This window comes from Paenibacillus sp. GCM10012306, from assembly GCF_042649265.1.
GTDB lineage: Bacteria > Bacillota > Bacilli > Paenibacillales > Paenibacillaceae > Paenibacillus_AQ.
Map to the genome: position 1 here is coordinate 117,101 of NZ_JBHRYW010000010.1, position 24,633 is coordinate 141,733.

Sequence of the window (24,633 nt, forward strand, 5' to 3'; positions counted from 1 at the left end):
GCAACAAATCATCATTTATACCCTATTTTCTCCTAAAAACTCATGAAATCATCGCTATTCTAGCTCTTTAGTGAAAATATACAAACCTGGTGGCAAAAATCCTGTACCCTCTCCAAAAGTGGCTTTTTCCTTGTCCTGACGGACTTTTTCTATTTACAATTGACAGTACTTCGATTAATATTACTGTGTAAAGCAAACGGTTCCATAAGGAGGTTTCTATGACAGTTACCATTAAGGATGTGGCGAAGAAAGCGGGAGTATCCCCCTCCACAGTATCCCGGGTGTTGTCAGGCCATCCCAGAATCAGCCTGGAAACCTCTCGTAAAGTTAAAGCGATTATGGAGGATATGGGATACACTCCCAATATGATGGCCAAGAGTCTGGTATCGAAGACTACAAACAGTATTTGCATTATCCTTCCGAAACCCGCAGAAGAGCTGTTCTCCAACCTGTTCTTCATGGAATTGATTCGCGGGATTGTTACGCAGGCCAGCCGATCCGGTTACGATGTACTGATTAGCTCCGGTGCGAATGAAAAGGAAGAACTGGAAGCCGTCTCCCGCCTACTGAAAGGGCGCCGTGTGGACGGTGTAATTCTGCTGTATTCACGCAAAGATGACGCTGTGATTGATTTTCTACAGGCGGGTGACTACCCCTTCGTACTAATCGGTAGAAGTGACCGCTATGAGAATATATTATCTGTCGATAATGATAACGTCATGGCAGCGTACGACGCTACGAATCACCTGATTTCCATGGGACATGAGCGTATCGGCTTCGTCAGCGGCCCGCCCAACCTCATCGTTTCTCGCGATCGTCTGGAAGGTTACCGCAAAGCCATGCAGAACAGCGGGTTGACCATGCGTCCGGAATGGATTGTGGAAGGTGAATTCTTGCAGGATAGCGGCTATAGGGCGATGTCTTTCTTCATGAATCTCCCGAACCGCCCCACTGCGCTGGTCGCAGTGGACGATATGGTGTCCTTTGGCGTACTGCGCGGATTGAACGAACTGAAATATAAGGTTCCCGAAGATCTGGCGATTGTCAGCTTTAACAACATTCCGTTGTCCGAGCTGTCCAGTCCCCCTATCAGCAGTATTGATATCGGTATCTACCATCTGGGCTATACTGCCTCGCAGGTACTGATTCAAGGCATACAGAAGCCGAACAATGATGCCGGTTATACGAATAGATTTGTAATTCCACACCGTCTCATTGTCAGGGAGTCTTCCATGCACGCACCAAGCAAGCCGTAACAAACCAGGAACAAATAAATGAAGCATCCAAGCTTCATTTATTTTTTGGATCATTGTTCAAACGTTTGCGCTAATATGCAGAACAATTACTTTCTCGCTCCATTCAAATGCGCATGCCCAGAAGAACTGCCGCGTATATCTTTCTAGGAGGTTCCATTCATGACAACCATTCATGCCTGTTTATTCGATTTGGATGGTGTACTTGTAGACACCGCCAAGTATCATTACATCGCCTGGAAGGAGCTGGCTGATGATCTCGGCTTCCCTTTCACCGAGCAGGATAACGAACGCCTTAAAGGCGTCAGCCGAGCGGCATCGCTCGACATTCTGCTAGAGATTGGAGGGCTAACTGTGGACGAGAACGAAAAGGCTAGGCTGGCTGATAGAAAAAACGCCCGCTATGTTGAGTACATCTCCTCCATGGACAGCTCAGAGATTCTACCCGGTGCCCTTCAATTCCTGCAGGAATGCCGGCAGAATGGCATCAAGGTCGCTCTCGGCTCTGCCAGCAAAAATGCGATGACCATCTTGAACAACACCGGATTAACCCCATACTTCGATGCTATTATCGATGGCACTCATACCAGCGCTGCCAAGCCTGACCCTGAGGTGTTCCTGCTGGGAGCCAAAGCCTTGGGCGTAGAGCCAGCTCACTGTGTCGTCTTTGAGGATGCCGAAGCTGGCATAGAAGCCGCTACCCGTGCCGGAATGGTTAGCGTCGGTATCGGCTCCCCAGCCACCCTTGGCGCCGCCAATATGGTCATCCCTTCCCTGAAAGAGCTGAAAGTTTCGGCGCTACGGGAATCTTTTACCAGTGTTTAACCAACATTAAGTTATACACCTAGCGGCCGCGAAGCGGCCCTGCCTTATTCAATATGAAATGAATAAATAAATGTTTTGGAAGTTGGGAGTGGAAGTAACGGAGAGGAAAAATTGGGAACTGTAGAAGCGATAGCGCTCGCCTGAAAGCTTTCTGCAGGAAAGCTCGCATCGGAAGCATAAGCTAATCAAATTTCTACCCTATCTTAAAGTTTACATAGGAAATAGGATTATAACAGCGATCGAAAGTCCAAACTTTCCTTGGAGTTACTGACCTTTTCTCCCAAGCACCAAGAGAATTTATTTTTTCAGTTTATCCATCCCCAACTTAAAAGGAGCCGATAATCTTGAAGCAATATTTGAAAATTGATGAATGGTCCATTATCGAAGAATCGTTTGATCCGGGAACCCAGGAAATTTCCGAGAGTGTGTTCAGCATCGGAAACGGATATATGGGCGGACGCGCCAATTTCGAAGAGCAATATAGCGGTCACAGCCTGCAAGGCAGCTATATGGCAGGCGTATACTATCCCGATAAGACACGGGTTGGCTGGTGGAAGAACGGCTATCCCGAGTATTTTGCCAAAGTACTGAACAGCACGAACTGGATCGGGATCAATATCGATATCGACGGGACTACACTCGATCTTGCCAAATGCACAGTGACCGATTTCCGCCGGGTCTTGAATATGAAGGAAGGTACGCTGTCCCGCAGCTTCACGGCTACACTGGAAGATGGCAAACAAGTCAAGGTTGAGAGCATTCGCATCGTCAGCATGACCCGCCAGGAAATCGGCGCGATTCGTTATTCCATCGTTCCACTCAACTTCACTGGCCAGCTCTCAATTACGCCTTACCTGGATGGCGACATCAAGAACAAGGATGCTAACTATGACGAGAAATTCTGGAATGAAGTCGAGAAGAAAAGTGAGGGAGATAGCGGCTATCTCACCCTGAAGACCAAAAAGCTCGATTTTCACGTTACCTCGGCTATGGCCTTCGACATTCTCGTAAACGGCGAGAACACAGCGGCGCAGGCGGAAGCCATCGAGCAGGAAAAATACGTAGGCAGCCAGGTTGCTATAGCGGTACAGCCGAACGATCAAGTCGTGATCTACAAATATGCTGCCAACGTAACGTCTCGCAATCATGGTCTCGGACAACTGGTGGATGCCGCCAAGAATGCACTGCAAAGCGCACGGGAAGCTGGTTTTGTGGCACTTTTGACTGAGCAAGCAGATGCCTGGAGAGATAAATGGAAGGAAAGCGACATTATCATTGAAGGCGACGTGTCCGCACAGCAGGCGATCCGCTTTAATATTTTCCAATTGAATCAAACCTATAACGGTGAAGACGACCGTCTGAACATCGGGCCGAAGGGCTTTACCGGTGAAAAATATGGCGGCAGCACATACTGGGATACCGAAGCGTATTGCGTGCCTTTCTATCTCAGTACGGCAGATGCCTCCATCGCCCGCAACCTGTTAATCTACCGTTACAAGCACCTGGAAAAAGCCAAGGAAAACGCCCGCAAGCTCGGCTTCACCAAAGGCGCCCTCTATCCGATGGTGACGATGAATGGCGAGGAATGCCATAACGAATGGGAAATTACGTTCGAGGAGATTCACCGCAACGGGGCGATTGCCTATGCTATCTATAACTATGTGAACTATACCGGAGACCAATCCTACCTCGGCCAATACGGACTTGAAGTGCTGGTGGAAATCTCCCGCTTCTGGGAAGAACGTGTGCATTATGTAACCCACAAAGACAAATATGTCATGCTCGGCGTTACTGGACCGAACGAATACGAGAATAACGTCAACAACAACTGGTACACGAACCGTATTGCATCCTGGACGATGGAATACACGCTGGAAGCCCTAGCTTACTTGCAAGAGAATGAACCAGCCCGCTACGCAGAATTATTGGAGAAGCTAGAGCTTCAAGATAGCGAGCGGGGCAAATGGAGCGAGATTATCGCTAAAATGTACTATCCTGTTGATGAAGAGCTGGGGATTTTCCTCCAGCAGGACGGATTCCTCGACAAAGAGATCATTCAGGTCAAGGATGTGCATCCAGATCATCTACCACTTAACCAGAAATGGTCATGGGATCGGATTCTACGTTCTTGCTTCATCAAGCAGGCGGATGTGCTGCAAGGTCTATACTTCCTCGGTGACCGTTACGATCACGATACGAAAAAGCGGAATTTCGACTTCTACGAGCCGATCACCGTGCATGAGTCCTCCCTCTCCCCTTGCATCCATGCGATTCTCGCTTGCGAGCTGGGATACAAGGAAAAGGCTTATGAAATGTACCTGCGCACCTCCAGACTGGATCTGGACAACTACAATAATGATACGGAAGACGGCTGCCATACCACAAGCATGGCGGGAACCTGGATGTCGATCGTTCACGGCTTCGGCGGTCTACGCGTACTGAATGGACGGTTGAACCTGAACCCTTCCAACCCAGGTCACTGGACGTCCTATTCCTTCAAAATCATGTTCCGCGGCTCTCGTCTACTGGTTAGCGTAACCGATACCCAGGTAACCGTGACCAATGAGACCGATATTCCGGCCTCGCTCACGATTTATGGTCAGGAATATACAGTGAATGGACTGAGCAATGTGACTGCTCAAGGGACCAACGTTACCGCATAATCTGCCCGTATTCTCCCGGCCCCCGAGGCTGTCTGCTTTCGGGGGCCGGGTACTGTTTAGCGGTTTGTATTCGGATGGAATGTAAACAACCTCAAAGGAGATCTCACTATGAAAAAAGCATTTTGGAAAGAGGCTGTTGTCTATCAAATTTATCCCCGCAGCTTCATGGATAGCAACGGTGACGGCATCGGCGACCTGAAGGGCATTATCTCCCGTCTCGATTATCTCCAGCAGCTTGGCGTAGATGTCGTCTGGCTCTCCCCTGTCTACAAGTCGCCCAATGACGACAACGGTTATGACATCAGCGACTATGAAGATATCATGGATGAATTCGGTACACTTCAGGACTGGGAGGAACTATTGGAAGGCCTCCACACCCGTGGGATCAAGCTGATGATGGACCTCGTGATCAACCATTCTTCGGACGAGCATGCCTGGTTCGTGGAATCCCGTTCTTCCAAGGACAACCCTTACCGCGATTATTACATCTGGCGTCCCGGCGGTCCAGACGGCAAGCGCCCTAACAACTGGAGCTCCATTTTTAGCGGCCCGGCCTGGGAACTGGACGAGACTACTGGTGAATACTATCTTCATCTTTTCTCGCGCAAGCAACCGGACCTCAACTGGGAGAATCCGCAGCTGCGCGATGCGCTCTACAAGATGATTACGTTCTGGCTGGATAAAGGTGTGGACGGACTGCGGATGGACGTTATCAACCTGATCTCCAAAACGCCAGGCCTTCCTTCCTCAGGTGATGCCGAGCTTGGCGGTGGTGGTGAATACTACATGAACGGCCCAAGAGTGCATGAATTCCTGCATGAAATGAACCAAAAGGTACTCTCCAAGTATGACGTCATGACCGTCGGCGAAACGCCAGGGGCGTCTGTGGAAGATGCCATTCTATATACTGGCGAGGATCGGGAAGAATTACAGATGGTCTTTCAATTCGAGCATATGGACGTTGACTCCGGCCCTAGCGGCAAGTGGGAAGTAACACCATGGACCCTGCACCAGCTGCGCGGAATTCTGCATAAATGGCAAGTCGGCCTGGCTGAGCAAGGCTGGAACAGCTTGTACCTGAACAACCATGACCAGCCACGCATGGTATCCCGTTTCGGTAATGATGGGGAGTACCGTGTCATCTCCGCCAAAATGCTGGCGACCCTGCTACATACGCTGAAGGGCACCCCGTATATTTACCAAGGCGAAGAAATCGGGATGACCAACGTGAAATTCCCTGTTCTGGAATACTATCAGGATATCGAGACCCTCAACATGTACCGTGAAAAGGTCACTGAGGGCGGCGCCGATCACGACACGATTCTGAATGCTATTTATGCCAAAGGACGGGACAACGCCCGGACGCCTATGCAATGGGATGGGTCTGCCAATGCAGGCTTCACTACCGGAACACCTTGGCTGCGGCTAAATCCGAATTATAGCGAGATTAATGTGGAGCAGGCAGTGGCCGATCCCGATTCGGTGTTCCACTACTACCGCAAGCTGATCGCGCTGCGCAAAGAGAACCCGATTATGGTCTACGGAGCATACAAATTGCTGCTTCCTGAACACGACTATATTTATGCATACACCCGTACCCTGGACAAAGAGCAGTGGCTCGTGCTGCTGAACTTCAGTGATGTTCCGCAGCCTGTAGATCTTCCATCGGAGCTTGCAGCCGTCAAGGAACTGGTGATCGGAAACTACGGGGAGGCGTCCTCTGACCGCAGCGTTCTGCGGCCATACGAAGCGAGCGTGTATCGGTTAGGGAACTGACGAGGTTCGTGCTAAGCAACTGCAGAAAACCGTGCTCGGTGACTGGCGAGATCCGTGCTAAGCAGGCGTATTCCGGTTAGAGAACTAAAGAGGTCCGTACTAAGTGACTGACGAGACCTGTGATAAGAAGACGTATTCCGGTTGGAGAACTAATGAGGTCCGTACTAAGTGACTGACGAGACCTGTGATAAGAAGGCGTATTCCGGTTGGAGAACTAATGAGGTCCGTACTAAGTGACTGACGAGACCTGTCTCCCTGAGTTATACTATTAGAAAGTTTGAATTTTGAACTGAAAATAAGAAGCTACCTCAACATCAGTGCTTGCTTCGCCAAGTAACGGAACCCAGAGTCCTTATTGCTTATAAATCCAGTTATTCTGGAAGATAACGGACTCCAGAGACGCTATGGGCAGAAATCGTGCTCATATTCCGCTGTTTGGCAGGAAATAACGTCATCTGAGTCCGCTACATATTCGTGGGTACTTCATGTGGAAAATAACGGTTTTACAGTCCGTTAGCTCCCATAAATGAGCCTGAAACTACTGATCCGGTTGTGTTTATGAAGTAGTTTTGACCAAGATCTTGTGGCAACCATTGATTATGATGTTGGGCCGTAAAAAATAGAAAGAAAAGTTTGGAACTGTAGGAGGGATAGCGACCGCCTGAAAGCTTTCCGCAGGAAAGCTCGCATCGAAAGCATAAGCTGTCTCCAGATTTCCACCGTTTGAAACGGAACCAATCAAGAAATCTGGAGACAACAGCGGCCGGAAGTCCAAACATTTTCTGTAGTTACGACCTTACTCTATTTAAAGATATCAGTTCGGTCACCTGTCTTCAGAACGCACGGAAGAACCGGATGAACAGACCCGGGAATGATAGTATGGATTCAGAAGGAGATGGCGCACTTGGAATGGTTGATTCGAATGAAGGATGCTCTGGATTACATGGAGAACAATTTAGAGGAACCGCTGAATATTGATGAGATTGCAAAGGTAGCTTGCTCTTCGCCCTTTCATTTTCAGCGTATGTTCAACCTCCTAACCGGATTCACGGTATTCGAGTACATCCGCAAGCGGAGATTGTCGCTTGCGGCGCAGGAGCTGAGCGTGTCGGACATTAAAGTGCTGGACGCAGCACTGAAATACGGCTACGATACCCCTGAATCTTTTTCCAAAGCGTTCCGTAAGCTGCATGGGGTGTCCCCTTCAGCCGCTCGCGAGAAGGGCGTGCAGCTCAAGGCCTTTCCACGCCTCTCTTTCCATCTATCATTGAAGGGAGATAAAGAAATGGAATACAGAATTATCGAGAAAGATAGCTTCAGAGTGATCGGCAAGTCTATCGAGGTATCCTTGAAAGATGGAGAAAACCTGCGGGAGATCCCAGCCTTCTGGAGTGCCGCCAACGGAGACGGGACCTCTGACCAATTGATTGAGATCGGCGGAAAAAAGGATATCCTCGGGATCTGCATGGGTGTGGACCACCCCAACGAGAAGCTCTCCTATTGGATCGCCGTAGAAGATGAGTCCAATACGGACCCGCAAGAATATGAAACGGCTATTGTTCCCGCCGCCACCTGGGCTGTCTTCACCTCGGTAGGGCCGATGCCGCATACGATTCAGGACGTCTGGAGCCGAATCTTTCAGGAATGGTTCCCCAGCACAGCCTATGAACATTCAGGCGGACCCGAACTTGAACTCTACCCTCTCGGTGATGTGAGCGCAGAAGACTACCGCTGTGAAGTATGGATTCCGATTAAGCAGAAATAAGCGTTACATTTCCCATTACCCAATGAATCTCCATAACCCAAGACGGCCGCCCGAACACCGGGCGGCCGCTTTTCATATCATAGAGCAGATGCTTGGCATTCTATCCCCGCGGCTATTTTCCATTTTGAGAAATGGCTTCGACTTGGTATAATAAACAAATTATGTGGATTATATAAAAAGATCCGATACTCGGTGAAGGAGAATTTCATGTCTACTGTAAAAATTTTTTCAGACAGCACTTCCGATTTGCCACAAGGCTGGAAAGAGAAGTATGATGTCGGCATCGTCCCGCTATATGTAATATTCGACGAGGGTACTTATAAGGATGGAGTGGATATTACGCCCGAAGAGGTATACCGCAAGGTTGCTGCCAAAGGCAGTCTGCCCAAAACCGCCGCACCTTCGCCGGCTGACTTTATAGCAGCATTCACCCCGGTCATTGAGAGCGGCGGCGATATTGTCTATATCAGTTTGTCCTCTGCCATATCTTCTACATATCAGAATGCCCTGCTAGCTGCGGGTGAATTCCCAGATGGAAGAATTGAGGTCATAGATTCGGAGACACTGTGCGGGGGAATCGCCTTGCTCGTCATGAAGGCCGTGCGTGCCGCCGCCAAGGGGCATAGTGCAGCCGAGATCGCAGAGCTCCTTAAGACCGCCAGAAGGAATATGGACACGCAATTTGTAGTCGATACACTAGATTACTTATATATGGGCGGACGCTGCTCCGGTATGCAGAATTTTATCGGCAGCCTACTCAAAATCCGGCCGGTGCTGAAGCTGATTGACGGTAGTATTGTTCCGGTCAGCAAAGTCCGTGGCAAGAAAGAAAAAGCCGTCGAGCAGATGCTTCAGAACGCGCTTCCCGACATCAAGAACATGGATAAGGAACTGCTTATTGTAGCCCATACCATGGCTGAAGAGGATGCAGAGTACCTTAAGCGTGCGCTGCAGCAAGCCACAGGCGCTCAAGAAATTGCCGTTATTGAGGCCGGTTGTGTAATCGGCAGTCATTGCGGTCCGCATACGGTGGGTCTTATGTATTTGCGTGAATCATAATTTCAATACTATAAAAGCAAGCATGGCGGGCTGCCCGGAAGTCAGAAACTGACTACGGGCAGCCTTTGTGATCTGACGGCTAAAGCGCCTGGTCACCAATAAAGTAACCCTTTGGACGACTGTAGTCTACCACCTGTACTTACAGTTCAAACTCGCCCATGTCCTCCTCCTTCAAAAAGGGCAGCATGAAGCGAAAGGTAGAACCTCGCCCCTCCTCACTTTCCACAAAAATCGTGCCTCCCATCAGCTCTACCAACTGTTTACAGATCGCCAGCCCGAGGCCTGTCCCACCATATTTACGCGTATGCGACGGGTGAAGCTGGGAGAAGGATTGGAACAAGAGATTCAGTTTGTTGTCGGCAATGCCGATACCTGTATCCCGTACCGAGAACTCCAGCAGGTAATTCGGCGAATGCGGCAGTACGATGTTCTTCACGGACAAGGTGACGCTACCCTGCTCCGTGAATTTCAAGGCATTGCCTACGAGATTAACAATGATCTGCCGCAAACGGCTGGGATCGGTAGTCAGCACTTCGGGGACACTGGTATCGGCCCACCATCGCAAAGCCAGCTTCTTCTCCTCGGCCTTGGGTGTGAACAGGTCTACAATGCTGGACATCATTTCCCGCAGATCGAACATTTCCGACTGTAGGGTCATTTTGCCTGCTTCCATTTTGCTAAAATCAAGGATATCGTTCAGAATACTTAGCAGACTGTAACTGCTGCTGCGCAGAATCTCCGCATAGCTCCGCTGCTCCTCGCCAAGCTCCGTCTCCAGCAGCAGATCCGCCATCCCGATCATCCCGTTCATCGGCGTCCGGATCTCATGACTCATCATGGCCAGAAAGTCGGCCTTGGCCCGAGCAGCCTTCTCTGCAAACTCCTTGGCCCGAATAATCTCCCGCTCGTTCGTAATATCGCTGAATACAATAACAGCGCCTTCGATCGTACCATTGTCCACGATTGGAGCTACCCGGTAATTCACTAAAAAGCTGGTTCCATCCTTACGCCAGAAGATTTCTTCCTCCATACTACGTGTAACCCCGTCTCTGACCGTCCGATTGATTGGAGATTCCTCCAGAGCGTAATGCGAGCCGTCTGAGCGGGTGTGCTGGATATGCGAGAAGCTGTGAATGCCGATGAATTCATCCAGCGTATAACCAAGCATCTCCATTCCCGCCGGATTGATGAAGATCGTATGTCCTGTTTTGTTCACCCCGAAGATGCCCTCTGATACGGAATTGAGAATCAGGCTATGCCGATCGTTCAATTCTTTGAGATGCCCGGGGCTGCGGATATCGTCCACACCAATGTAATTGGTGATGTCTTTGACAATCGCGTAGACGCCTGCCACTTCGTTCTCAGCTTCTATGGGCAAAAAGGTGATGACCACCCGGTGAAATTCCCCGTTAGGACGTACCGTATCCATCTCAAAGCTGGAGGATTCACCCTGAAGCGCCTTGGCAAACTGCCGTCGGCATACCAGCTGATAGTCCGCAGTTGAAGCCTCCAGCACCGAATGGCTGTTCAGTCCTTCAAATTCCACTCCTGACCGTTCCTTGGCAGAACGGTTCACGCCCAGGCAGTTCCCCTCCGTGTCCAAAATGTAGATGGGATCAGGGTGATTCTCATATAGAATAGAGTGGTTTTCCTTATCCATAGCCTTCATCCTCTCCGTACTCCCCCAAGATTAGCTTGTACAAGGGCATCATTGCGTTCAATCCACATATTATAACAAGTTCTGCAGGGTAATTCATGAGTAAAGAGAGGTGTTTTCTATACCAAAAATAGCCTCCTGCACAAGTGCAGGGGCTATTCTATGGCCTAAGGCATCAAGCGATATCCTCTGTTTCGATCTTACGAATAGATAAATACGCAATGGCGATTCCGATAAGGCCAAGGCTGATGGAAACGGCGGCAAAATTGCCTAAGCGCGACTGGTCAAATCCGCCGGAAATCAGCGTCACAAGCACCACCGACGAAATGATCGTGGCTGAGATCGATTTCTTCCGCATCCCGAAGTACAAGGGAATGAGTCCAATCCCTGCTGCATAGAGTGCCCCTGCTCCCAGCTTCACCAATTCGTCTTTCACCAGAATCCAGGTTAGTTGACCAGGAATGATCTGGAAGAAGTGATTGATCCAGAACAACAAGGCCCCTAACACCAGATCTGAAATAATAATCGTACAGAAAGTGAAGAGAAAGACGATCACCAATTTGGCGATAAGTAGCTTTTTACGTGGAATAGGATACATGAAGAGTACGCTAATTGTGTTGCTTCTGTATTCTTCGATAATCAGTCTGCCCAGCAAAGCTGCAGCAAAGATAATGAATACCGCTTTTACAAAAACGAACAATCCTTCAAAAACATCCCCGAATGATGTGAAGGCAGGAACCTGCTCATTCTGGTCCATAAACAGTACAAGTACCATAAAACCCAGGATGATTGGGTTCGCGATGAGCACGCCCTTGATGGTTCCTGTCAATTTATACTTACGAATTTCCAGTGATATTAATTTAAGCAATGCCCTCACCCCCGATCAATTGCAGAAAATAATCTTCCAGCGAATGCTGCTTCCTGCTAAGGCTCGCAATATAGACATCTCCGAGAACGAGCGCTTTGTTCAGTGCCTGCTGCGAAACACCTTCGTCATATACGCGGATGATTCCAGCGTCCATCGCCTTGAAATTCGTGAGACTCAACTTATGCTGCAGCACATAGACCGCCTTGGTGATCTCCGGGGTCGATAGTTCGATATAATCTGTATTGAGTCCACGAATCGTGTCCATCGCTACTTCGTCCACGATCGGAGCGACCCGGTAATTCACTAGAAAGCTGGTTCCATCCTTACGCCAGAAGATTTCTTCCTCCATACTACGCGTAATCCCGTCTTTGACCGTCCGATTGATTGGAGATTCCTCCAGGGCGTAATGTGAGCCATCTGAACGGGTGTGCTGGATATGCGAGAAGCTGTGAATGCCGATGAATTCATCCAGCGTATAACCAAGCATCTCCATTCCCGCCGGGTTGATGAAGATCGTATGTCCTGTTTTGTTCACCCCGAAGATGCCCTCTGATACGGAATTGAGGATCAGGCTATGCCGATCGTTCAGCTCTTTGAGATGCCCGGGACTGCGGATATCGTCCACACCAATGTAATTGGTGATGTCTTTGACAATCGCGTAGACGCCAGCCACTTCATTCTCAGCTTCAATGGGTAAAAAGGTGATGACCACCCGGTGAAACTCCCCGTTAGGACGTACCGTATCCATCTCAAAGCTGGAGGATTCACCCTGAAGCGCCTTGGCAAACTGCTGTCGGCATACCAGCTGATAGTCCGCAGTTGAAGCCTCCAGCACCGAATGGCTGTTCAGTCCTTCAATCTCAGTCCCTGATCTTTCCCTCGCCGCACGATTTACCCCAAGACAGTTGCCCTCTGTGTCCAGGATATAGATGGGATCTGGATGGTTCTCATATAAATCCTTAAACACATATTCTTGCGAAATCATGGGCTTCAGAATAGAATGCTTATCCTCATTCACAACCCGCATCCTCTCCGCTCTCTATAAGATCACTCCAGCTTCAAATCAATCGCCAAATCAGACTATTTCTCTATCATAACAAGATCATTGAACGAATTCATGAGTAAAGAGAGGTGTATTATAGCCAAAAAATAGCCTCCTGGCATCAGACAGTGGCTATTTCAGTGGCCTGAAAGGATCAGGCGATATCTTCGGTTTCCACATTGCGAATCGATAAATAGGAAATTGCAATCCCGATCAGACTAAGGCCAATGCATACAGCAACCATATCACCCAAGCGGTATTGATTGAAATCCCCGGAGATGACAGAGGAGAGAAGCACCGCTGAAATAATGGTAGCGGGAACTGATTTCTTAAGCATCCCGAAGTATAGCGGAATTAGGGCAATGCCAGCGGCATACAAGGATCCGGTTCCCAGCTTCACAAGTTCAGACCATAGCAGCGTCCAGCTCATCTCCCCCGGGAGGATGCCTGTATAATGATTAATCCCATTCATAATGGCCCCCAGGACAAGTCCGGATACGATAATGTTCATTAAGGTGAACAAGAAGATGCAGATTAACTTAGCAGCGAGCAGCTTTTTACGCGATATGGGATACATGAAAAGTACAGTGACTGTATTGTTCTTGTATTCCTCAATCACCAGCTTGCTGATCAGAACCGCGGCAAATACAATATACACCGCCCTCAGTAACATAAATAATCCGTCAAACATATTTTCAAGCGTAGTGAAGGCGTGTGAGGGTTCGTTCCGGTCAATCAGCAGCATGAACACCATCATAGCCAATACTGCCAGATTAGCGATAATTATCGCTTTGGACATGCCCTTCAGTTTATTTTTGCGGATTTCCAACGAGATGAGTTTAAGCAATTCCTTCACCCCCGATCCGTTCCATAAAATAATCTTCCAGCGAATGATGCTTTCTACTAAGATTCTCAACGCCGACATCACCGAGAACGAGCGCCTTATTCAGATCGCTTAGTGTAATCCCATCATCATAAATACGAATCAGACCCGGGTCCATTACCTTGAAATTGTTCAAGCCCAGCTGGTGCGACAGTACGTACACCGCCTTGGTGGAATCCGGTGTAACCAGCTCAATATAATGCGAGTTCCGGCCGCGGATGGACTCCATCGATACTTCTTCCATCAGCCTGCCCTCACGGATTACGCCGATCGTATCGGCAACCTGCTCGATTTCTCCCAGCAGATGGCTGGAGATCAGCAGGGTCATTCCGTACTCCCGGCTCAACATTCGGAATACATCACGCAGCTCCTTGATCCCAACAGGGTCGAGACCATTAATCGGCTCATCTAAAATGAGCAGTTCCGGCTTCGTCATTACCGCTCTGGCAATGCCGAGCCGCTGCTTCATGCCCAGCGAGAATTGTTTTACCGGCTTATTATTAATATCTGACAGCTTTACCAGTTCCAAGGCCGCGGTAGCGGATTGGGGATCATAGTAGCCCATATACTCCCCATGCAGCATTAGATTCTCCCTGGCGCTTAGTTTGTCATAGAATACGGGATACTCAATAATGCAGCCCATCCGTTTCAGCATTTCATAAGAGCCGGGGGTCATTTTTTCACCGAAAAATTCAATTTCTCCGCTTGTCGGCTTGACCAGGTTCGTGATCATTCTCATCACTGTAGTCTTCCCCGCCCCGTTCGGCCCCAGAAAGCCATAAATCTCCCCCTGCTTGATGGTCATATTAACATCGCTTACCGCTTCCTTACCTTGGTATACCTTCGTTAAATTCCGTGTCTGAAGGGCTGTTACCATATCCACTGTCTCCTTTGTCATTCGTCTCATTCATATTTCTTATTGTACATAACGGAATCTTCTTTTTTCTTAACCAATCCTTACGAAATTCTTAAGTTCAGGGACGTTACCGCTCTATGTGGGAAAAAGAAACTGTAAACGCTGTTCGGACATGCGGTTTGCTAACTAATGCAATCGTCCCGTTCATCTGCTCGGTTAATCTTTTCGTAATGGTCAGACCGAGTCCGCTGCCCTGATAGGTTCGATTGCGCGAATCCTCCAAGGTGTACAGCCGCTCGAACACCTGATTCTGATGAGTAGCCGTGATGCCTTTCCCGCGGTCCCACACCTCTATATTCACTTGTGACCCGTTTGTAAAAAGCCGTAAGCCCAGCACACCGCCAGCAGCGCCGTAGTTGATTGCATTTGACAGCAGATTGGATAGAATCCGGTCCAGCGCTTCCTCATTGCCCATGATGTACACCGCTTCGTCCGGAATATCAATCTGCACCTCGCTGCCCTGGCCGCTCAGCATATCGTAGAAAGAGAGGATATTCCTCCGGCACACCTCGTTCACATCGATCCGGGAGAGGGGGATATCACGATCCCCTGCTTCGAGCTTCGCCAGATCAAAAAAGGTATTCATCAGGGAGATCACTTCCTCCGCCTTGCGGTGTATGGTATGCAGCATAACGTCCCGTTCCCGGGCAGGCATACTCTCATCATGCAGGACGGTCTCGATGTACCCCAGTACAACCGTTAGCGGTGTTTTCAAATCATGCGATACATTGGCTAACATGCTCCGCATTTCTTTCTCCAGCCGGACCCTCTCCATACTTGCCTTGTGGTTGACGTCCAGCAGACGATTCAGATCAGTCAATAGGACACGCAGCTCCGGGTTGCGGCTGAACAGCAGCAGCCTTTCCTGTGAACACGTATCCAGAATACTGTTCAGCTTGTGATGAATATAGGCAAGCTGGCGGGCAGTTGTCCTCGACTTTCGGTACTGCCACAGAACGACCAGCAGCAGGATGACAATCACCACGCCAAGGATGGCGATCATTGCACCTCAGCCCCCAGCTTATATCCGATCCCCCACAGCGTCTTGATGTATACCGGCTCAGAAGGATCATCCTCAATCTTCTCCCGCAGTCTTCTCATATGTACATTGATTACATTCTCTTCGCCATAATACTCATCCTCCCACACGCTGGCATAAATTTGGGCTTTGGTGAACACTCTGCCGGGGTTCTGCACCAGAAGCTTAAGAATATGGAATTCCTTGGCCGTAAGCTTCACCTCTGTCCCATTCTTTAAGGTTGTAAAATTATCCAGGTCTACGATCAGTCCCTCCAGGTTAATCATCTGCCGGGCCGGGGCCGCTGCTTCTATCCTAGCGTTCCTCGCTGCGGCATAACCCGCCCGGCGGATCGCTGCCTTCACCCTCGCTACTAGCTCAATCATAGAGAAGGGCTTCGTGATATAGTCATCCGCCCCGAAGCCCAGACCGAGTGCCTTATCTACATCGCTGTCCTTTGCAGACATGATCAGAACAGGGACAAGGCTATTAGCCCGAATCGTCTGTAGAATATCCGTCCCGCTTCGCTTGGGGAGCATGAGATCCAGCAGAACAAGCTCATACGCGCCGCTGCGAAAGACGCGCTCTGCCTCCTCACCGTCATACACCGCCTTGACCTCAAAACCTTCTTTTACAAGATAAGATGAGACCATTTCACTGATGCTTTCATCGTCTTCGATCAGCAAGATCCGCTGCTGCATTCCATCGTCGCCTCCAATAATCAAGCTATTAAATTGCTGGATAATCTTCTATGTAGAGCGCATTTAAAAACAAACATATTTAAGAAAAAAGAGAGCTTATTTAAGAAGGATCGAAGTTAATTAACGGCATTTTCGTACCTTAAATCCTCTGCAACTAAGGGTTTTTGGAGATTAAGTGCAAAATTGTACCTTAAATCTTCCAGAACACCCCATCTAACGTGCTTTTTCAAAAAATAAGATACAATAATGACCTTATTTTCCTCATTTACCTATTTCAAAGAAAAATAAGGCGCAAAAATGCTGTTAATTGAAGAGGTGACCCTCTTTTTCACTGCTAAGACGACTGATGAAGGGGAATATACCACCTCAAGCGGTTGAAATCTGGCTGCAGCCTTTGCTTCCGATGCGTGCTTTCCTGCGGAAAGCTTTCAGGCGAGCGCGGTGCTCCTACAGTTCCAAACTTCTCCCTTCGTTCCTTCTCGCTTTTCGTTACTATCTTTTGTTCAACTTATATAGCTGAAATTCATATTCTTTTATCAAAGTATACCAATTACTTCTAGATCTGAGTAGCAAAAACAGGCCGCTCATCAGTCAAGAATGACTGTTAGCGGCCTGTTTATTTATATGTTGCAGACGACTATCTAATTATCGAACAACCACCATCAACCATAAGCACATGACCAACGACATACGAAGCCATGTCGCTCAGAAGGAAGACTACCGCGTTGGCTACTTCTTCTGGCGTTCCGTAGCGTTTCAGAACCGGAAGTTGGGCAATGGCTTGCTCAAGCGCATCTACATCGTCTGTGAGCAATTCTTCATAGCGTCTCATCATTTTGGTAGGAACTGGTCCTGGAGCGACAATATTCACCCGAATTCCTTTAGCTGCAAGCTCGGCCGCTGCTGATTTACCCAAACCAATAACCGCATGTTTACTTGCAGAGTAAGCAACATCCCCCGCCATAGCAATTGTTCCATGCAAAGATGCACAGTTAACGATCGCACTGCCCGGTTTCATGTGTGGCACTGCATACTTCATCAGAAGCTGTTGTCCTCTGACATTGACATCAAACACTCTGTCGAAGGTTTCGGTCTTATAATCCTCAAGAAGCTCATTATCCCCTGTAATCGCCGAGTTGTTGTACATGTAGTCAATCGAACCAAAACGTTCAATGGTTTGGTTGACCAGGGAAATAATTTGTTCTTCCTTGGCCACATCCGTTTGGATGAATGCCGCACTTCCTCCAAGCTCCTCAATTTCGCGTACAGTCGCAACGCCATCCGCTTCAGACCGGCTTGCGATCACAACATTGGCTCCGAGCTCCGCTAAACGCAGTGCTGTAGCTCTGCCAATGCCTGTACCCCCACCTGTGATAATTGCTGTCTTCCCTTTGAATTCCTCAAATACTCTGAACATTATGAAGCACCTCGTTGTTAGTTTTTCAGAATACGATTGAACCATATACACCCTGTGGAGGTATAGGAAAATCTATCCTTTATCTATCATAACATCTCTAGAATTAATTCATATGTAAATTGTTCCATATCGATATTAATTTAGTTCTTAATTATTACTTTCATAGATTCTTACAAAGAGTAGGCCGTCATTGCGGAGAATGTTTGGACTTTCGGTCTTTGTTGTCTCCAGATTTTTCAATTGTACCGCTTTTCGCGGATAACATCCGGAGACAGCCTGTGCTTCCGATGCGAGCTTCCTCCGGAAAGCTTTCAGGCGAACGTGTTATTAGTATTATGAATAAAGAGGCTCTTGAAGTTAATGCTCTTCAAGAGCCTCTTTATTGATCCAACGTATCGATACGCTAAGGAGCCTGCTTACCCAACATTTAGATTATCTATTTCGTAAATTGTTAGTTAAATCCACTGCCCCATTAATAATATCCATTTCATATTCGATGTCATTATTTTCAAATGCTTCAGTATTTAAATACATTTTATCTTGTTGAGCTTGTTTCACCATTTGATATAGATTAGTTTGCAACTTGTCATCTAAGTCAGTAAAGTATTCTTGTTTCACAATAGACAGCCCTTTATCATAAAGGGTGTTAGCTATTTTAAAAGCAAGATCATATTCATTTGGATAACCATCACTTAGTTCTAAATCAATCTCTCCGTTCTCGCTTAAGATTTCATAAATAATCAATTGAATCTCGTTCACTAAATCATTAATTTCAATTTCCGCTAAGAATTTACTACGGTTGATTTGTCTTTCCTGCTCTCTATCATCCCTAAAGTAATTAATAAGACTTAACAATAAAGAAATGGCTTCCATAAAAAAATAAATACCTCCGAGTTATTTAGATTAATATCAATATTATAACTATTATTTTTTCAACCAACTGAGACTATCACTAATTTTCACTCATAAGTTTTTTAACGTATTCACAGTATTAGCAGTGTTTCACTTATCCCACAAGCAACCTAGCTCATTTTTAATCTATTTCAGAAAGTGAGATGTACGCCACTGGGTTGCCCCTACCAAATTTCTTTAACAATTGACCTTGGGCAAGTTGCAATTTATTGAAAATCTCATGACCTGCGTCGGTTCCTTCAAATTTCAGCTTCCCCTTATATTCTCCTTCTTCTACAACTTCCCAGCTAGTGGGTTCAAAAACACATACGACCTTGCCCTGGTCGATACCTACTGCATACTTAATGTGTTCGATACGGTTCTTGTTCATTCTCCAATGCTTTCGCGTAGCTTCATAATGATTTCGTTCTCTCAGGCCTCTATGAATTTTAAATAATACAATTTCTTCTCTCATCTATAACATCTCCTATTCTATTACTTACAGTCTCCAGATTTCTGCTGCAATGCCAGCTAACTTCTCAGTTCGTGCTTGGATTGAGACGATATCCCACTTCGGATAATCAACAAGCTGCTTGGTCATTAGAATTGATGATTGCTCATAATTCTTCTTCTTTTCTTCAAAGGGGTTATTGGATGCTGAAATATTCAAACTTGAACCCAGTAGAGTCAGATTCCCAATTTTATTGACATGGACACCATGTAAAGCTGAGTTGTCCACCCCCAAATACAACTCCCAGTCGCTGTATTCTTTCTTATTACCTCTGGATTTGATCGTTTTTGGCATAATATGCTCGATATGGACAAGAGATCGGTTTGCTATACTCTTCTCTTTACTGAAGTTTACATGGTAATCCTCAATACGCTCCAATATGTATTTACATTGATCATCTTGTCTAAAATTCTTCGTTGTAAAATTAGCAATGAAATCTTCGTCCGATGGAATATAATCAGCCCTTGTCAGCACCCCTTTTATAAATTCTACACAAGTAGAATCTACCGGAGCATTTAGCGCCAAGTGATTGAAGATTGGATCGAGATTATTCGTCGACCAGCTACAGATCGCTCGTCTCAATGCAAATGTCTCAATCAAGGTAAGTACAGTTACAAGCTGCTGTTCCGTCACTTGGTTTTTAAGTAATTTCAACAAGAGCGTATAGCTAGTCGCTACTCCAATTGCATTGATCGCCCGTAATTTTTCATTAACAGATTGATACTTTGTAGTGGCTGTACATATTTGGTTATATAAAACCGCATATTCTTTGAGATCGTCTACCAAATCTACAATAGAATCTGACTTATCAACTACGGTTTTATATCGATCATATAATCTATTAAAAGAAAATACACCTTCAGTCTTGGATAGCAATACTTGTCTAAAAAAGCGAAGATGATCCAACTGCCCAACAAGCTCAACTATTTCATCCCATGTTTCAACAATATCATCAAGTTCATCTTCGGAAGTACGCGCAGCTTTACTTAAGATGTAGTTTTTTATCAGGTCTGCTGCTGAGAGAGATAATCCCCGATCATTCAGAGTTTCAAATAATCTAAATGCATCCTTATGGGACATAACTTGAATTAAAACTACTTTCAATGAGCCGATAATCGTCTTTGCTAATTCCACCAAATCATTTTGTTTAGAAAACTGATCAATAAAAAATTGATACCCCGAATACATATTCGAATTCGTCATCTCTTTTATTTTCCGATCAACAATCGTTGCAAAATCATCCTTGTCCAGCTTACCTGGTATAAGTTTAGGCAGGTTTTGGCTGAACATTGTAGAACAATGCAAATATCCGTGAAGAGCCTCTCCAATTGACAATTCCTGTGCACCCCCGCTCTGAATTAAACTGTCGCGCAGAGCAGCAATGAGCAAGGAGAGCGTTGTCAGACGTTGTTGTCCGTCAACAACTTCAAATTGATTCAACTCAATATTATGCTGAGGATTAATAACCACTATAGAACCAAGGAAGTGATCTTCCCCAACTTCTATGTTCTGAATATCATTCCATAAATCCATCCATTGGTCTTTGCCCCATAGATATCTTCTTTGGTACACAGGGACAATAAACTGTTCATTTCCAACAGAAAACAAACGCATTACCGACATTTCATTAGCTTCAATGGTTTTCTTCAATGAAAATTACCTCTCTCTAGTTCAATGGTAGTATATTAATGGGAATATTCGACATATACACCTATAAAACCTTCATATTTGGAAATTCCAAGCGTATAACCTTTGACTTAGAAACCAAGAAATCCCCCTCATCATACTTCTATCTCTCCACCCATATACATAAGAAGAACAGCTCCCGCTTAAGCGCGGAGCTTACGTTAGACTCTGCCAGTACACGGTGCGTTAGAAGAAGGAAGGAGAGATGGGTTCATGCCCGGCGATGATGAACTGAAAGCGCTAGAGAGGGCCATTGCGGAGATTACGGAGATTGCTACCGGCTTCGGGCTGGATTTCTATCCGATGCGGTATGAGATCTGTCCTGCCGATATTATTTACACGTTCGGTGCCTATGGGATGCCGACCCGGTTCGGCCATTGGAGCTTCGGAAAAACTTTTCATAAAATGAAGTCTCAATATGATTTCGGCTTAAGCAAAATCTACGAGTTGGTCATCAACTCCAACCCGTGCTATGCGTTCCTGCTGGATGGCAATTCGCTCATCCAGAACAAGCTAATTGTAGCTCACGTGCTGGCCCACTGCGATTTCTTCAAGAACAATGCCCGCTTCTCCATCTCCAACCGGAATATGGTCGAGAGTATGTCGGCTACGGCTGACCGGATCGCCGACTATTCGGTGACCTACGGCACGGAGGCCGTAGAGAGCTTTATTGATTCCGTACTTGCGATCCAGGAGCATATCGATCCTAGCTTAATCCAGCCGCGCAAGCTCGGTAAGACCCATCTGCTGGAAGCGAAGATGAAAGACCGCAAGGATACACCACCCGGCAGCAACGCTCCAGCCAACCCTTATGACGAACTATGGAAACTGGATCAGGTCAACGCAGTTCCCCCGGAGCCAGTACCTAGTAATCGTGCTTTTCCGCCAGAGCCGGAGAAGGATATCGTCTGGTTCATTCAGCAATATTCCACATCGCTCGAGGATTGGCAGCGGGACATTATGACGATGCTGCATGACGAGATGCTCTATTTTTGGCCGCAGATGGAAACAAAGATCATGAACGAAGGTTGGGCTTCCTACTGGCATCAGCGGATCGTACGCGAGCTGGACCTGACGTCGGAGGAAACAGTGGAATACGCCAAGCTGAATTCCTCAGTGGTGCAGCCCTCCCGCCAGAGCCTGAACCCCTACTACCTCGGCCTAAAAATATTCGAAGATATCGAGCGCCGCTGGGATCGCGATAAAATCTTCGAGGTACGCGAGCTGGATTCCGACACCTCTTTTATCCGCAGCTATCTGTCCAAGGAACTGGTCAATGATCTGGATCTTTATGTCTTTGAGAAGAAAGGTCCTGAGTGGAAAATTACCGACAAAGCCTGGGAAAATGTCCGAGACCAGCTGGTACTGGCTCGCGTGAACGGTGGCTCCCCTTACCTCGTCATCAAGGATGCCGATTATGAGCGGAACGGCGAGCTGTACATTGAACATCGCTATGAGAGCATTGAGCTGGACCTGAAATATTTGGAGCGGACGCTCCCGCATATCTATGCCTTGTGGGGCCGCACGGTGCATTTGCAGACGGTTGTGGAGGAGAAGAAGGCGCTGTTCACCTATGATGGGAAAAAGGTGCAGCGGCGGTTTATGTAACAAAAGGTTTGACCACCGCGTTGAGCCAAACCTCGCGCCCCGAGAGGCACACGCGGTACGGAAATTGCAAGAAGATGCATATATAGGAAAAGCCCGCTCGCACTATCCTGTGCGTTGCGGGCCTTTTTGACGATCGATACAATAGGAATACTATCAGACAAATATTGTGAGGGGCGTAGAAGTACAATCCCTCGTCGGTTAGACTTTTAACCAAACCACATCTGGCACGCAGATTATTATTGCTCTGATCGTTCTTTCACAGGCACATAAATCTCCATCACCGTATCTACCCGAGAATGACAGCGCTCGTCGTAGAACTCAAAATCCAGCTTGCCCTCATCATATATATAATTGCTCCCAGGAAACCAGTCTTCAAAAATATACTTCCAAGTGCTCTTGATCACCTGAACAAAATCCCTCTGATCCTTACCCTCCGAGGTATCCACGGGTGGCGTAGTAAACACAGCATATTCGGCTTCAGGAACTTGGGCAGTCAGCATATCCCCGGTCACCTGGTCGAAGTCTTCTACAATCACACCCAGCAGATATGTGGCGTTTCCGTTTTCAGAGGCAGGGATACATAACCCGACCTCCCCATGCTTAGGCGGATTCAAAATATCGTACATTTTGGATTCCAAATTTTCTCCTTCATATTGACTCCAGAAAGAAGCGACATCCTTCGTATAGTTACCTTCAGCCACATTCGTTTGGATTCCATAACCGGCAACCTTGAAAGCTGGCTTCTTTACAATAATAGGGTTCATCAAATAACCTCCGATTTCAAAAATAGTTCCATCCTGAAGAAATCCATCCATCCGCGCAGCATACTGCGAGGGGCTGTAACCAAAAGCTTTGCGGAACGCCTTGGTAAAACCGCTCTGTGTCTCAAAGCCATAATCTTGCGCGATATCTATGATCCTTCTTCCATTAAATAATTCAATTGAGGCCAAAGACAGCCTCCGGCTCCGTACATACTCCATTACCGTCATTTCTTTGCACAAACTGAACACCCGGCAAAAATGATACAACGAGTACCCGGATGCAGCGGCAATATCTTCAGCCGTTAAATCTTCTTTAATATTTTGTTCAATGTATTCGATGCATCGCTCAATATCCTTACTGTAATTCAAGCACTCACCCAACCTTTCCCCGTACGGTGATTTCATTATAACAACTGGCTGCCAAGGTGACTGTTCCTGTTTTGCTAAAAAAATCGGGGTTGGGAAAATACCCTCATCGCTTTATGTTGTGTCATTCAGGTTCCAGGATGAATAGAATAGGCTGATATCATTATCTTACAAATGGAGGTATTCCCATGAATTATTGGCACCAATATTCCAGCCGGCAAGATCATCCACAGCCCGTTTATCCATATACACCTCGTTACACTCAGTACCCTTATTCTCATTACTTTCATCACCGTTCGGAAGGTATTACAACTCCTCCTCCCCAAGACAACCAGAATCCGAAGCAGCATATTGTGAATGGTCAATTGAACGCAAGTGTGGACAGTGGGCAAGGCATTACTGTAAAAACAGGAGCGGACGTTGGCGGTAAGCATGGCGCTGGGTTTAATGCCGGTGGACATCTAAACTACAATGGCGTAGGTACGTATGCAGATGGTCACCTGGGGTCAGAGCAATATGGCATCCACGCACAGGCCAACACTCATCTGAACAGTAGTCAAGGCTTTGGGCTCAATACCGAGGCACAGGCCGGGGGCAAATACGGGATTAATGCACAAGCGAATTCGCATCTCAGCGCCAGTCAAGGCGTCGGATTTAATACTGAAGCGCAACTGGGTGGCCAGTACGGATTAAACGCTAATGCAGAGGGGCACTTAAGCCAAAGTCAGGGTGCTGGGTTCAATACCGGATTGCACCTTGGTGGAGACAATGGTGTTGGGGCACAGGCCAAAGCCCAGTTTGGGGGCGGTCAGGGAGCTGGCCTTGGAATCAACGGGCACTTTGGCAAATACAACGGGGAGTTGGGCTTTAATCTAGGCGGCAAAATCAATGAATCCAAGGATTCAGAGGAATAAAGAAAAAGGAATATCCTAAGCCAGTTGCGATGGCTCAGGATATTCCTTTTTAA

Annotated in this window: 20 protein-coding genes; 8 read left to right on the forward strand and 12 right to left on the reverse strand. The window is 47.2% G+C overall.

Annotated elements, in window-relative coordinates; genetic code table 11:
* Positions 1-218: 218 nt before the first annotated feature.
* From ACFORK_RS20990 to ACFORK_RS21015, 6 genes are all read left to right on the forward strand, one after another.
* Positions 219-1,256 carry a LacI family DNA-binding transcriptional regulator gene (locus tag ACFORK_RS20990; protein ID WP_379202629.1) on the forward strand — a complete coding sequence of 346 codons (1,038 nt, stop codon included), beginning with the start codon at positions 219-221 and terminating at the stop codon, positions 1,254-1,256.
* Positions 1,257-1,415: 159 nt separating this feature from the next.
* Positions 1,416-2,078: a beta-phosphoglucomutase gene (pgmB, locus tag ACFORK_RS20995; RefSeq protein ID WP_379202631.1), complete on the forward strand. Its 663-nt coding sequence runs from the start codon at positions 1,416-1,418 to the stop codon at positions 2,076-2,078.
* Positions 2,079-2,422: 344 nt separating this feature from the next.
* Positions 2,423-4,741, forward strand: a complete 2,319-nt coding sequence (locus tag ACFORK_RS21000; RefSeq protein ID WP_379202633.1) for a glycoside hydrolase family 65 protein — start codon at positions 2,423-2,425, stop codon at positions 4,739-4,741.
* A gap of 108 nt (positions 4,742-4,849) precedes the next feature.
* Complete coding sequence (locus tag ACFORK_RS21005) at positions 4,850-6,517, forward strand: glycoside hydrolase family 13 protein (protein WP_379202635.1); 1,668 nt, start codon at positions 4,850-4,852, stop codon at positions 6,515-6,517.
* 904 nt (positions 6,518-7,421) lie between these two features.
* Positions 7,422-8,282, forward strand: a complete 861-nt coding sequence (locus ACFORK_RS21010) for an AraC family transcriptional regulator (RefSeq protein WP_379202637.1) — start codon at positions 7,422-7,424, stop codon at positions 8,280-8,282.
* 207 nt (positions 8,283-8,489) lie between these two features.
* Positions 8,490-9,341, forward strand: a complete 852-nt coding sequence (locus ACFORK_RS21015; RefSeq protein WP_379202639.1) for a DegV family protein — start codon at positions 8,490-8,492, stop codon at positions 9,339-9,341.
* Between the two features lie 139 nt (positions 9,342-9,480).
* Here the strand turns inward: ACFORK_RS21015 and ACFORK_RS21020 are convergent, their stop codons facing one another.
* The 11 genes from ACFORK_RS21020 to ACFORK_RS21070 form a co-directional block, all read right to left on the reverse strand.
* Positions 9,481-11,010: an ATP-binding protein gene (locus ACFORK_RS21020; protein ID WP_379202641.1), complete on the reverse strand. Its 1,530-nt coding sequence runs from the start codon at positions 11,008-11,010 to the stop codon at positions 9,481-9,483.
* A gap of 163 nt (positions 11,011-11,173) precedes the next feature.
* On the reverse strand, positions 11,174-11,866 hold the full coding sequence (locus tag ACFORK_RS21025; RefSeq protein ID WP_379202643.1) for an ABC transporter permease: 693 nt from the start codon (positions 11,864-11,866) through the stop codon (positions 11,174-11,176).
* Positions 11,859-12,893: a PAS domain S-box protein gene (locus ACFORK_RS21030; protein WP_379202645.1), complete on the reverse strand. Its 1,035-nt coding sequence runs from the start codon at positions 12,891-12,893 to the stop codon at positions 11,859-11,861. The genes ACFORK_RS21025 and ACFORK_RS21030 overlap by 8 nt, the downstream gene beginning before the upstream one ends.
* A 169-nt stretch (positions 12,894-13,062) precedes the next feature.
* The gene (locus ACFORK_RS21035) at positions 13,063-13,764 is read right to left on the reverse strand and encodes an ABC transporter permease (protein ID WP_379202647.1); all 702 of its coding nucleotides are present in this window, start codon (positions 13,762-13,764) and stop codon (positions 13,063-13,065) included.
* Positions 13,748-14,668 (reverse strand): ABC transporter ATP-binding protein, encoded by a 921-nt coding sequence (locus ACFORK_RS21040; protein WP_379202817.1) that lies wholly within the window; start codon positions 14,666-14,668, stop codon positions 13,748-13,750. The genes ACFORK_RS21035 and ACFORK_RS21040 overlap by 17 nt, the downstream gene beginning before the upstream one ends.
* A gap of 106 nt (positions 14,669-14,774) precedes the next feature.
* Positions 14,775-15,710, reverse strand: a complete 936-nt coding sequence (locus ACFORK_RS21045; protein ID WP_379202649.1) for a sensor histidine kinase — start codon at positions 15,708-15,710, stop codon at positions 14,775-14,777.
* Entirely contained in the window at positions 15,707-16,426 is a 720-nt protein-coding gene (locus ACFORK_RS21050; protein ID WP_379202651.1) for a response regulator transcription factor, read from the reverse strand. Before ACFORK_RS21050 ends, ACFORK_RS21045 begins: the two co-directional genes overlap by 4 nt.
* 637 nt (positions 16,427-17,063) lie before the next feature.
* Positions 17,064-17,843, reverse strand: a complete 780-nt coding sequence (locus tag ACFORK_RS21055) for an SDR family NAD(P)-dependent oxidoreductase (RefSeq protein WP_379202653.1) — start codon at positions 17,841-17,843, stop codon at positions 17,064-17,066.
* A gap of 432 nt (positions 17,844-18,275) precedes the next feature.
* Positions 18,276-18,716: a hypothetical protein gene (locus ACFORK_RS21060; protein WP_379202655.1), complete on the reverse strand. Its 441-nt coding sequence runs from the start codon at positions 18,714-18,716 to the stop codon at positions 18,276-18,278.
* A 160-nt stretch (positions 18,717-18,876) separates the two neighbouring features.
* Positions 18,877-19,209, reverse strand: coding sequence for a hypothetical protein (locus ACFORK_RS21065; protein ID WP_379202657.1), 333 nt, complete (start codon positions 19,207-19,209; stop codon positions 18,877-18,879).
* A gap of 24 nt (positions 19,210-19,233) precedes the next feature.
* Positions 19,234-20,895, reverse strand: a complete 1,662-nt coding sequence (locus tag ACFORK_RS21070; RefSeq protein ID WP_379202659.1) for a DUF262 domain-containing protein — start codon at positions 20,893-20,895, stop codon at positions 19,234-19,236.
* 249 nt (positions 20,896-21,144) lie between these two features.
* Here ACFORK_RS21070 and ACFORK_RS21075 point away from each other — a divergent pair, with 249 nt between their 5' ends.
* The gene (locus tag ACFORK_RS21075; protein WP_379202661.1) at positions 21,145-22,539 is read left to right on the forward strand and encodes a SpoVR family protein; all 1,395 of its coding nucleotides are present in this window, start codon (positions 21,145-21,147) and stop codon (positions 22,537-22,539) included.
* 236 nt (positions 22,540-22,775) lie between these two features.
* On the opposite strand, the gene ACFORK_RS21080 is transcribed toward ACFORK_RS21075, so the two are convergent.
* Positions 22,776-23,669 (reverse strand): AraC family transcriptional regulator, encoded by an 894-nt coding sequence (locus ACFORK_RS21080; protein WP_379202663.1) that lies wholly within the window; start codon positions 23,667-23,669, stop codon positions 22,776-22,778.
* A 185-nt stretch (positions 23,670-23,854) separates the two neighbouring features.
* Between ACFORK_RS21080 and ACFORK_RS21085 the strand changes: the two genes are divergently transcribed.
* Positions 23,855-24,580, forward strand: a complete 726-nt coding sequence (locus tag ACFORK_RS21085; RefSeq protein ID WP_379202665.1) for a hypothetical protein — start codon at positions 23,855-23,857, stop codon at positions 24,578-24,580.
* Positions 24,581-24,633: the final 53 nt, after the last annotated feature.